This window comes from Ornithinibacter aureus (assembly GCF_009858245.1).
Taxonomy (GTDB): Bacteria; Actinomycetota; Actinomycetes; order Actinomycetales; family Dermatophilaceae; genus Fodinibacter; species Fodinibacter aureus.
Window position 1 is genome coordinate 3684562 of record NZ_VMSB01000001.1, and the last position, 11083, is coordinate 3695644.

General features: G+C 71.7%; 10 protein-coding genes and 2 pseudogenes. 4 read left to right on the top strand and 8 right to left on the bottom strand.

All coding sequences use genetic code 11. From position 1 onward, the window contains the following. Positions 1-11: 11 nt before the first annotated feature. Positions 12-329, top strand: a complete 318-nt coding sequence (locus tag C8E84_RS17570) for an energy-coupling factor ABC transporter substrate-binding protein (protein WP_246197096.1) — start codon at positions 12-14, stop codon at positions 327-329. A 30-nt stretch (positions 330-359) separates the two neighbouring features. Here C8E84_RS17570 and valS read toward each other — a convergent pair. Continuing rightward, positions 360-2780, bottom strand: a pseudogene (gene valS, locus C8E84_RS17575) (valine--tRNA ligase); the annotation flags it as partial. A 142-nt stretch (positions 2781-2922) separates the two neighbouring features. Between valS and C8E84_RS17580 the strand changes: the two are divergent. Further along, the gene (locus C8E84_RS17580; RefSeq protein WP_159904230.1) at positions 2923-3681 is read left to right on the top strand and encodes a lysophospholipid acyltransferase family protein; all 759 of its coding nucleotides are present in this window, start codon (positions 2923-2925) and stop codon (positions 3679-3681) included. 72 nt (positions 3682-3753) lie between these two features. After that, a complete protein-coding gene (locus tag C8E84_RS17585; protein WP_211675657.1) occupies positions 3754-3954 on the top strand; it encodes a hypothetical protein in 201 nt (66 codons plus the stop codon). 27 nt (positions 3955-3981) lie between these two features. On the opposite strand, the gene C8E84_RS17590 is transcribed toward C8E84_RS17585, so the two are convergent. Then, on the bottom strand, positions 3982-4518 hold the full coding sequence (locus tag C8E84_RS17590) for an NUDIX hydrolase family protein (protein WP_159904232.1): 537 nt from the start codon (positions 4516-4518) through the stop codon (positions 3982-3984). Between the two features lie 60 nt (positions 4519-4578). On the opposite strand from C8E84_RS17590, the gene C8E84_RS17595 reads away from it, so the two are divergent. Beyond that, a complete protein-coding gene (locus tag C8E84_RS17595; protein WP_159904234.1) occupies positions 4579-5322 on the top strand; it encodes a cobalt-precorrin-6A reductase in 744 nt (247 codons plus the stop codon). Here C8E84_RS17595 and C8E84_RS17600 read toward each other — a convergent pair. The 6 genes and pseudogenes from C8E84_RS17600 to C8E84_RS18285 all read right to left on the bottom strand — a co-directional run. Then, the gene (locus C8E84_RS17600; protein ID WP_159904236.1) at positions 5291-6274 is read right to left on the bottom strand and encodes a cobalamin biosynthesis protein; all 984 of its coding nucleotides are present in this window, start codon (positions 6272-6274) and stop codon (positions 5291-5293) included. The two genes, C8E84_RS17595 and C8E84_RS17600, sit on opposite strands and share 32 nt — an antisense overlap. Continuing rightward, positions 6271-6801, bottom strand: a complete 531-nt coding sequence (locus C8E84_RS17605) for a bifunctional adenosylcobinamide kinase/adenosylcobinamide-phosphate guanylyltransferase (RefSeq protein ID WP_159904238.1) — start codon at positions 6799-6801, stop codon at positions 6271-6273. The genes C8E84_RS17600 and C8E84_RS17605 overlap by 4 nt, the downstream gene beginning before the upstream one ends. After that, the gene (locus tag C8E84_RS17610) at positions 6798-7577 is read right to left on the bottom strand and encodes an adenosylcobinamide-GDP ribazoletransferase (protein ID WP_159904240.1); all 780 of its coding nucleotides are present in this window, start codon (positions 7575-7577) and stop codon (positions 6798-6800) included. The genes C8E84_RS17605 and C8E84_RS17610 overlap by 4 nt, the downstream gene beginning before the upstream one ends. Positions 7578-7591: 14 nt before the next feature. Then, a complete protein-coding gene (gene cobA / locus C8E84_RS17615; RefSeq protein WP_159904241.1) occupies positions 7592-8617 on the bottom strand; it encodes a uroporphyrinogen-III C-methyltransferase in 1026 nt (341 codons plus the stop codon). Further along, entirely contained in the window at positions 8614-9879 is a 1266-nt protein-coding gene (cobC, locus tag C8E84_RS17940) for an Rv2231c family histidinol phosphate aminotransferase CobC (RefSeq protein ID WP_246197021.1), read from the bottom strand. Before cobC ends, cobA begins: the two co-directional genes overlap by 4 nt. A 47-nt stretch (positions 9880-9926) precedes the next feature. Further along, positions 9927-10421: pseudogene (locus C8E84_RS18285) on the bottom strand (cobyrinate a,c-diamide synthase); the annotation flags it as partial. Positions 10422-11083 lie beyond the last annotated feature (662 nt).

Below are 11083 nucleotides of genomic sequence, written 5' to 3' on the forward strand. Positions count from 1 at the left end.
TCGCGGTCGCGATGGTCCTCGGCACCCGCCAGAGCACCGGCGATGGCGAGACCTTCATCGGCACCGACTCGGCGGCCACCACCCACATCGAGGAGAACCACCCCGGCTACACCCCGTGGTTCCAGCCGATCTTCGAGCCCTCGAGCGGCGAGGTCGAGTCCGGACTGTTCGCGCTGCAGGCAGCACTCGGCGCAGGAGCCCTCGGGTTCGTTCTCGGCACGATGCGCGAGCGGCGTCGCCAGCGCCGGTCGGCTGCCGACGATTCGAGCCGCCCGGTGAGCGACCCGGAGCCGGCCTGTGATGCGGCCGAGCTGCAGTCGAGGGGCTGACCTTGGCGCGATTCGCCCTCGACGAGGCGGCCTGGTCCGGGCCGTGGCGGCACCCACCGACCCGACCACGGCCGGGTCGCCGCTGCCGGGCACCTCGTCGACCGTCGGCCACGAGGCGCGGTGCACCGACCCGTCGTGGGTCCAGGACCAGACCTCCTCGGTGACGTAGGGCAGGACCGGCGCGAACAACCGCAGGACGACGTCGAGGCTGATCCGCAGCGTCGCGCGGGCGGATGACGCGGTGGCCTCACCCTGAGCGCCGTAGGCGCGGTCCTTGACGAGCTCGAGGTAGTCGTCGCAGAACGACCAGAACCACTGCTCGGTGACCTCGAGGGCACGGGTGAAGTCCCAGGCCTCGAAACCCGCGGTGGCCTTGGCCACGACGTCACGCAGGCCCGCGAGAAGCGACAGGTCGATCGGCTCGGTCACCTGCGCCGCGAGGTCGCCCTCGACCGACCCGAACGACAGCGCGAACTTGCTCGCGTTGAGCACCTTGATCGCGAGGCGGCGGCCGACCTTGATCTGGCCGGTGTCGTAGGCGGCGTCCGTGCCCAGGCGACCGCTGGCCGCCCAGTAGCGCACGGCATCCGCGCTGTGCTCCTTGAGCAGGTCCTCGGGGGTGACGACGTTGCCGCGGGACTTGCTCATCTTCTTGCGGTCGGGGTCGAGGATCCAGCCGCTGATCGCCGCGTCGGTCCACGGCACGCTGCCGTGCTCGAAGTGGGCGCGCACGACCGTGGAGAACAGCCACGTGCGGATGATGTCGTGACCCTGGGGGCGCACGTCCATCGGGAAGACCTTGTCGAACAGCGGGTCCGTGCCGGTGCCGTCGGCGTTGCGCCAGCCACCGGCGATCTGCGGGCTGAGCGAGGACGTGGCCCAGGTGTCGAGCACGTCGGGGTCGCCGACGAAGCCGCCGGGCACGCCGCGCTGGTCCTCGGTGTAGCCGGCCGGGGGGTTGGCCGCGGGGTCGACCGGCAGGGAGCTCTCGTCCGGGACGATCGGAGTGTCGTAGACCGGCTCGCCGTCGGCGTCGAGGGGGTACCAGACGGGGATCGGCACACCGAAGAAGCGCTGGCGGGAGACCAGCCAGTCACCGTTGAGCCCGCTGACCCAGTTGGCGTAGCGGCTGCGCATGAACGCGGGGTGGAAGTCGATCTCCTCGCCGCGGGCGATCAGGGCCGCGTTCAGCTCGGCGTCGCGGCCGCCGTTGCGGATGTACCACTGGCGCGAGGTGACGATCTCGAGCGGCTTCTCACCGCGCTCGTAGAAGTTCGCCATCCGCTGGGTCGGCTTCGGCTCGCCGTCGAGGTCACCGGACTCGCGCAGTGCGTCGACGAGCGCGGCCCGGGCCCCGAAGGGGGTCTTGCCCGCGAGCTGCTCGGCGTAGAAGGCCTCGCCGGGCGTGCCCTCGAGCCAGGCAGGGGTCTCGCCCTGGAGGCGGCCGCTGCGGGTGATGACCGAGCGGGTCGGCAGCTGCAGCTCACGCCACCAGATGACGTCGGTGAGGTCACCGAAGGTGCAGCACATCGCGATGCCGGCGCCCTTGTCCATCTCGGCGCCCGGGTGGGCGAGCACGGGGACCTCGACACCGAACACGGGGGTCGTCACCGTCGTGCCGAACAGGCCTTGAAAGCGCTCGTCGTCGGGGTGGGCGATCAGGGCCACACAGCTCGGGATGAGCTCGGGGCGGGTGGTCTCGATGTGCACCGGGCCGTTGGGGCCGTGGAAGGCCACCCGGTGGTAGTGCCCGGGGTAGTCGCGGGCCTCGAGCTCGGCCTGGGCGACGGCCGTCTGGAACGTGACGTCCCACAGGCCCGGCGCCTCGGCCTGGTAGGCCTCGCCGCGGGCGAGGTTGCGCAGGAACGCCTGCTGGGCGGTGGCCCGGGAGTGGTCGTCGATCGTGCGGTAGGTGATCGACCAGTCGTAGCTGTGACCGATGCGACGGAAGAGGGACTCGAAGGCCTCCTCGTCCCGCACGGTCAGCTCGTCGCAGAGCTCGATGAAGTTCTGCCGCGACACCGGCATCTCGTCGGCGGCCTTGGTGCTGCGTGCATCGCCGCGGAAGGGCGGCACGAACTCGGGGTCGTAGTGCAGGGCGGCGTCACCACGCACGCCGTAGTAGTTCTGCACCCGCTTCTCGGTGGGCAGCCCGTTGTCGTCCCAGCCGATCGGGTAGAAGACGTTGAACCCGGCCATCCGCTTGTACCGGGCCACGCAGTCGGTGTGCGTGTAGCTGAACACGTGCCCCATGTGCAGTGATCCGGATGCCGTGGGCGGCGGAGTGTCGATGGCGAAGACCGCCTCGCGGGGGCCGGCGAGGGCCGCCTCGCGGTCGAAGGCGTAGGTGTCCTGCTCCTGCCATACGGCCGCCCACTTGTCCTCGAGGCCGTCGAGGGACGGCTTGTCCGGAACGGAGGCAGCGCGAGATGGCAGGAAGGACTCGGTCATGGGCGCCATCATCCCAGACCGGGGGCGGTGACCCGGCATCCGGCCACGTGGCGCGACGGCATCCGACGCGACGAGGTGCCGTGTCCCGCCGGGGCGAGGCACGGCATCCACGATGCGTGTCCTCTGGCCTAGTCTTGGCCCCATGAAAGAACCGGTGTACCGGCCCGTCATCTCGGCCGTCAGGGCGCTGTTCTTCGTCCAGGGAACGCGTTTCACCATCACGGGTCAGGAGCACGTGCCCGCGCAGGGTGGGGCCATCATGGCCATCAACCACACGTCCTACCTCGACTTCATGTACGCGGGGCTGCCGGCGTGGCCGAACCGCCGCTACGTGCGGTTCATGGCGAAGAAGTCGGTGTTCTCGCACAACGTCACCGGCCCGCTGATGCGCGGGATGGGGCACATCCCCGTCGACCGGCACAAGGGTGGCGAGGCGTTCGCGGCCGCGATCCGGGCGCTGCGGGCGGGGGAGATCGTCGGGGTGTTCCCCGAGGCGACGATGTCACGCTCGTTCGAGCTCAAGGAGTTCAAGCCCGGCGCGGTGAAGATGGCGCAGGTGGCCGGTGTGCCGGTGCTGCCCGTGACCATCTGGGGCGGGCAGCGGGTGTGGACCAAGAACCTGCCCAAGCACATGCGGCCGGGCTCGCGCATCCCGGTCAGCATCACCGTGGGCGCGCCGCTCGAGATCGCCCGCCGCGAGGACGTCAACGCCGCCAACGAGCGGTTGCGCGCGGCCATGCAGGTGCAGCTCGACGCGCAGCAGGCGGCCTATCCGACGCTGCACGGCGAGGACCTGCGCTACGTCCCGGCGCGGCTCGGTGGGCTCGCGCCGACCCCGGAGCAGGCCCACGCCGCCGACCACCACGACATGAACCGCACCCGGGACGAGTTCACCGGCTGACCCCCCTCGACCTTTTCTCTCCATGAGGGAATCGCGAGGTTCGCGAGAGATGCCTTCCCTTGCCCGGCCGAGGTGACCGAGGTCCTGCGGGAGCGGATGTCCGAGCAACTCCTGGCCCAGCAGGAGGCCTATCCGCAGCTGACCGGCACCGACCTGCGCTATCTCCCCGCGCGCCTGGGCGGCACCGCCCCGACGCCGGAGGAGGCCGCCTCCCGCGACCACCACGACATGACGCGCACGGTCGACACGTTCAACCGCGGCAAGCAGGCCTGATCCCCGCTCGGGCGTCCGGAGCGGGCGTCAGACGGCGAAGCCGAGGTGGGCGAGGGCCTGGCGGAGCAGCACGTCATGCCCGCGGTCGAGCTCGGCCAACAGCAGCGGGTCGCGCGCCTCGTCCGGCGTGATCCAGGCGAGGTCGAGGGCGTCCTGCTGCGGGGCACAGTCACCGGTCACCGGAACGACATAGGCCAAGGACACCGCGTGCTGGCGCGGGTCGTGGAAGGGCGTGACGCCCGGAGTGGGGAAGTACTCGGCGATCGTGAAGGGCTGCGGACTCACGGGCACGCGCGGCAGGGCCATCGGCCCCAGGTCCTTCTCCACGTGCCGCAGGATCGCGTCGCGCAAGCGCTCGTGGTGCAGGACGCGGCCCGAGACGAGCTCGCGCATGATCCGCCCGTCGTCACTGACCCGCAGCAGCAGGCCGATCGCCGTCACCTGTCCGCGGTCGTCGACCCGCACGGGGACGAGGTCGACATAGAGGATCGGCAGCTTGTCGCGGGCCTGGTCGAGGTCCTCGCGGCTCAGCCACGCGCTGTCACGGTCCAGTTCGAGGGGCATGGGCCGATTCTGCCAAGGGCGGCGCCCGGGCGGTCGGTCTGGGCGCGTTAGCATCGCCGAATGCGGGTTCTGGTGCTGGGCGGCACGGCTGAGGCACGTGCCCTGGCCGTGGCGTTGCAGAGCGCCGGGGTCGACTTCGTGTCCTCGCTCGCCGGCCGCGTCGCCCATCCGCGGATGCCGGTGGGCTCGGTCCGCGTCGGTGGCTTCGGCGGCGTCGATGGCCTGGTCCGGACCCTGCGCTCGGATGGCTTCACCCATCTGATCGATGCGACCCACCCGTTCGCGTCGACGATGACGGCTCATGCCATGCAGGCGTGCGCCCGCACCGGTCTGCCAATGACGCGCCTGGCCCGGCCCGGCTGGGCAGAGCGACCGGACTCCGACACGTGGACCTGGGTCCCCGACCTCGATGCAGCGCGTGTGGCCGCACAAGCGCTGGGCAGCAGGCCCTTCCTCTCCAGCGGGCGTCAGACGCTGCCCCATTTCGCCCGCTGGTCCGAGCGAGATGTGCTCGTCCGGGTGGTCGAACCGCTGGCTGAGCCTGCACCCCCACGGTGGACGGTGGTCCTGGACCGCGGGCCCTACTCGGTGGGTGGGGAACGGGACCTGATGCGCCGTCATCGGGTCGACGTCCTGGTCACCAAGGACTCCGGCGGTGGCTACACCAGCGCCAAGCTCGACGCTGCCGCCGAGCTCGACGTCCCGGTCGTCGTGGTGTCCCGACCGGCACCACCTACTGGTCTGGTGACGACTGCTGACGTGGCGGGCTGCGTCACCTGGCTCGGCGTGCGCGCCGGCGGCTGACGACACGGCGAGCGGCCGCACTACGAGCGGCGACGATGACGCCGAGTGCGATCAGCCCGATGCGCCGCTCGAGTCGCACTGCCGATCCCAGGTCGTCGACGGTGACAGCGGGACCGTCGCCGAGGCGGCCGCGGTCCTCGACGATACCGGCGTAGCTGTTGGAGCCCCCGAGCGAGACACCCAGCGCCGCCGCAAAGGCAGCCTCGACCGGTCCGGCATTCGGACTCGGGTGGGCGGGCGCGTCCCGGGCGACGGTCATCAGCACCCGGCGGACACCGGCCACGGAGCCGGTGGCTGCGGCGGTGCTCAGCACGGTGAGTCGGGCCGGGATCCAGTTGGCCACGTCGTCGAGTCTGGCTGCGGCCCAACCGAACTCGCGATAGCGCGGGGAGCGGTGACCGATCATCGCATCGAGCGTGTTGATGGCGCGATAAGCCACGAGGCCGGGCACTCCCGCCACCGCGCCCCACCACAGCGGCGCCACCAGCGCATCGGCGCCGTTCTCCGCGACCGACTCGACGGTGGCCCGGGCGACCTCGTCAGCCGAGAGGCGCGAGGGGTCGCGACCCACGAGGTTGCGCACCTGTCGTCGCGCAGCGTCGAGGTCTCCGGCGGCGAGCTGTCGCTGGATCGTGAGTGCCTCACGTTCGAGTGAGCGGCCGCCCAGCACGGCCCAGGTGGCGACAGCAGTGATCGCGACGCGACCGACGTCGCGACCCATGCCGGGATCGCCGACTCGCCCGGCCAGATGATCGGCCAGCATCCCGGCAGCGGTAGCCGCACCGACGAGCGCGCCGACGTGCACCACACCTCGGACGCGGCTCGGGGCATGGGTGTGCGCCTCGAGCGCCATCGCGATCCGCCCGAATCCGGCGACCGGGTGGAAGTGGCGCGGGTCGCCGAGCAGGCGATCCGCGGCATACCCGAGGAGGAGTCCGGTGGCGACCCTCACGAGGAGTCCTTGACCACGAGCACCTGCCCGGCCACGACCAGCCACACGCGATCGCTGACGCCGGCGATGGCCTGGTTGAGCCGACCCAGTTCGTCGGCATGGATCCGGGCCGAACGGTGCTCGGCGATCCCGCCGAAGCCGACCTCGTCGGTCACCGCGACCAGGTCGTGCGAGCAGGTCGACCAGGTCGACACCAGTGCGGACACCTCGTCGTCGAGGCGCCCGCGCCACTGGGCCACCGGCTGATCCCAGGCATCCAACCTGTCGAGCAGCGCGACCAACCAGGCGCCCAGACTGTCGACCAGGGCCGGCCCGTTGAGGGCGGTCAGGGCGGACGGCAGATCCGTCGTCTCGACCGTCGGCCAGGAGGCGGGTCGACGGCGACGGTGCTCCTGGATCCGCGCAGCCCAATCGGTGTCCTCGGGGCGTGAGGGAGAGGTCGCGACATAGGTGGTGCCCTCACCCATGAGGTTCTCGGCGATCGCGGACTTCCCCGAGCGGATGCCCCCGGTGATCAGTGTTCTCATGCCGTGGCTCCGATCGTCAGCGCCACGAGCAGGGCAGCTGTCCCGACCTCGATCGATGCCCCGAGCACGTCTCCGTTGATCCCCCCGAAGACCCGCACGGCACTCCGGAGCAGCCACGCCACGGCGACGAGGAGGGCCGCCATCGCGGCGACCCCCTGCCACCACTGCAATCCGGCCACCACGGTGGCTCCGGTCAGCGCAGCGCCCGTCACCACGACGGCTGGGCCACCGACCACGCCCGGCACCGTGCCAGCCACGACGGCACCCAAGGAGGAGCCCGACGCGGTCGGGAGCACACGCAGGCACCCGAGGGTTGCAGCCACTCTGGAGGCCACGACGGCGACACCGACGAGCAACCAGCCATGAGTGAGCGACAACAGCGCTGTGGCAGAAGCGATCTGGAGCAGGACCACCACGACCAGGGCCATCACACCCATCGGGCCGACATCGCCGGTGCGCAGGACGCGCAGGGCGCGCTCACGGTCCCAGCCCGCGCCGATGCCGTCAGCGGTGTCCGCCAGCCCGTCGACGTGCATGGCGCGCGTGGCCAGGGCCAGCGCCCCGACCGACAGGGTCGCCGTGATCGAGGTGGGCATCGCCGCGGCCTGACCGAGCCGACCCACTGCAGCGACGAGCAGGCCGAGGGGCAGGGCCGCGATCGGTGCCAGCGCCATTGCCCACGCGCCGATGCGACGCGTGGTGGGAGGGAGTGAGCCGACAGGAATCATCGTCAGTGTCCCGACGGCCAGTCTCAGCCCCGCCCACGCAGTGCCCATCACGCGTGCCCGACTCAGACCGACGTCTGCGGCAGCAGGGCCGCCACCGCGGGGCCGATGACGGTGACCGCAGGGGCGCCGATGTCCTGCTCCGCCGCTGCACCCGGGAGCGCGGCCAGCGTGGAGCGGACCTGGCGTTGCGAGGTCATGCCGCCATCGGCGATGGAGGCAGCAGGGGTCGACGGATCCATGCCGGCACTGATCAGGCGCTTGGCGATCACCGGCAGTGCAGCCACGCCCATGAGGACCACGATGGTCAGTCCCAGACGGGCGAGGGCATCCCAGTCGACGTCACTGCGTGCGTCGTCCGGAGCGACGTGACCGGAGACGACGACGAAGCCCTGCGTGAGGTGGCGGTGGGTGAGGGGGACGCCCGCCAGGCCGGGGACGGCGATGGAGGAGGAGACGCCCGGGATGACCGTGACGGGCAGGCCGGCTTCGACGCAGGCATTCCACTCCTCGCCGCCGCGGCCGAAGACGAAGTTGTCGCCACCCTTGAGGCGCACGACGGTCTTTCCGGCGAGTGCCCGGTCGACGAGGATCTGGTTGATCTGCTCCTGGGGCGTGAATTCACCTCGCGGGATCTTGCCGACGTGGACGACCTCGGCGTCGGGGCGTGCCTGCTCCAGCGCGGCCAAGGGGGCCAACCGGTCGCACACCAACACGTCGGCGCTCCGGATCGCGTCGAGCCCGGCGAGCGTGAGCAGGCCGAGAGGGCCCGGTCCGCCCCCGACGAGGACGACGTGGCCGGAGGTGGTGGCAGGGGACGGGGACGAGGGGGAGAGCTCGACCCCCTGCTCGCGCAGCGGGTCGCGCAGGACGACGTCGTAGGCGGAGAGGTCGAGGTCCGCGTCCGTGCGCAGTGCGATGAGGTGCCGACCAGCCAGGTCCCGGAGACGTGCATCCGGTGCGGCACAACGCACATCGACACGTGCCCCTTGATCGAGCAGGGCCTGCACCGTCTCGGACGCACGCGGGCCCGGCTCCAGCACCAGGACGCGCGGCGTCGTGCCGTCGGGCAGGGGGAGGCGCAGGGTCATGCGGAGAGCTCTCTGTCTGCCTGAGCGGCTGGGACGGGGCCGCGCTGGGGCGCCGTCGACGCTGGCGCCGCCTGCTCCAGAGAACGCTCCGAGCCACCGGGAGCAGTGTCGCCGAGGAGGGACTGCAACTCACGCAGGAGTCCGTCGGTCGTGTGCGGGTCGCGGACGGCCAGACGCACCCAGTCGTGGTCGAGCCCGGGGAAGCTGTCGCCGCGCCGCACGGCATACCCACGCTCACGCAGGGACCCATGGACGCCGGGACCGACCCGGACGAGCACGAAGGGCGCGGCGCCGGGCACGGGGGCGAGCCCCAGCGACTGCAACCCGCGGACGAGGTGATGCCGCCAGGTCGCCGCTTCACGGGCCAGCTCGGCTTCCTCTGCGCGGGCGGCGGGGGCGCAGACGGCGACGCTCGCGCGGGCCGCCAGCGAGGACACGGACCAGTGGGGTTGCTGCTCGGCGAGGAGTCGGAGGAGTGAGGGGTCGCCGACCACATAGCCCGCGCGCAGGCCGGCCAGCCCCCACGTCTTCGTCAGCGAGCGAACGACGATGACACCGTCCAGGTCCGCAGAGATCAGTGAATCGGCCCCTCCCACAATGGCATCCATGAATGCCTCGTCGATCACGAGGACCCGTCCGGGCGCGCGCAACGCTTCCAGGGTCGACCGGGGGTGGAGCACGCCCGTCGGATTGGTCGGATTCCCGATGATCACCAGGTCGGCGTCGGCCGGGATTCGATCGGGGTGCAGGACGAAGCCCTCGCGCTCGCTCAGGACGTGCTGGTCCGGCACCCGTCCGGCACGGCGCAGCGCGGACTCGGGCTCGGTGAACTGGGGGTGCACGACGAGGGGTCGCCGACCGGGGATGGCACGGGCGATCAGCGTGAAGGCCTCGGCGCCGCCGCTGGTGGGGAGGACCATGTCCTCAGGCACGGCGTGGCGTCGGGCCAGGGCCGTCCGGGCTGGGTCGACGACGGGGTATGCCGCGAGGTCGCCGATGCCGTCCCGCAGCGTCGTGGCGAGCCAGGCCGGGGTGTGGGGACACGGACGTTCACCGCGAAGTCGACCAGTCCAGGGCCGACCTCGGCGTCGCCGTGGTGGTCCAGTCCAGCCGAGGGTGTCGGGTCGGTCGTCGTGGGGAGCGCGGGCGCTCGCTCGACCCGGGGGAGGACCGTGGACGTGGCGCCGAGAACCGGCGGCTGTGCGGCATACGACTGCACTGCGGCGGCGAAAGCGGCTGGGACGGACGGGTTCCCGGCCCAATGGGTGTGCAGATAGGAGGCGTGCAACGTCGCGCGCCCGGTGCTGGCTGGATCGAGGGTGAAGCCCTCGACGCCCTCCTCGTGCTCCCAGGCAGCGGTGGTGCCGGCCCCCGGCGACGTGCGGGTCCGGTGGAATTCGTGACCGCGCGACGTCGTTCCGGCCGGCCCGAGGATGCTGTCGACGGTCGTGCGAGCCGAGCGGTACTGCAGGGTCAGGCGAGGGTGCATCGCTGCCTGCGCGGGAACTGCCCCGACGAAGTCGTGCCCGTCGAGGGTCTCGCAGAGATAGATCAGGCCGGCGCACTCGGCGACGGTCGGCATGCCGGAGGCGATCGCGTCCCGGACCGCACCAGTGAGGGCCGTGTTGCGGGAGAGGGCCGGAGCGTGGGCCTCAGGGAAGCCGCCGCCGAGGTAGAGCCCGCTGGTCCCGGGCGGGAGCGAGGTGTCGAGCGCCGGGTCGAAGAGAACCGGCTCGCAGCCGTTGGCCCGCAGGAGTTCGTCGGTCTCGGCATAGCGGAAGGTGAAGGAGCGACCGCCGGCCACGGCGACGACCGGGCGGGTGGTGGCACTGTCGTGGGTGGCGACCCCCTCCGCACGGCGCGACGGCGGTGACCACGGGGGTGGCGCTCAGGTCGGGCGCGCATCCGGCGAGGTGAAGGAGCAGGTCGAGGTCGATCAACTCGGCGGTCTGGCTCGGCCAGGCGGTCGAGCGCGCTGACGGCGTCGGTGCGCTCCGCGGCCGGGATCAAGCCGAGGTGACGGCGAGGGGGCGCTCACGCCCGCGTCGCGCGGAAGGACCCCCAGCACCGGCAGGCCGATGGCCTCGACGCTGCTGCGGACTTCGTGCGCGTGGCGCACCGATCCCGCCTTGTTGAGGATGACACCGACGACGTCGGACACAGTGGTCGAAGGTGCGCAGACCGTGGAGCGTCGCCGCGATCGTGCGCGCGGCGGAGGAGATGTCCGCGACGAGGATCACCGGGCTGCGGGTGAGGGTGGCCAAGTGGGCCGTCGACGCGAAGCCGCCGGTGCCGATCCGGCCGTCGAAGAGCCCCATGACGCCTTCGATGACCGCCACGTCGGCGGGTCGGGCGTCCGGGCGCCGTGGAGGAGCAGGGGAACGATGAGTTCCTCGGAGGTCAGCCAGGGATCGAGGTTGCGACCGGGCGGCCGGTGGCGAGCGCGTGATAGCCGGGGTCGATGTA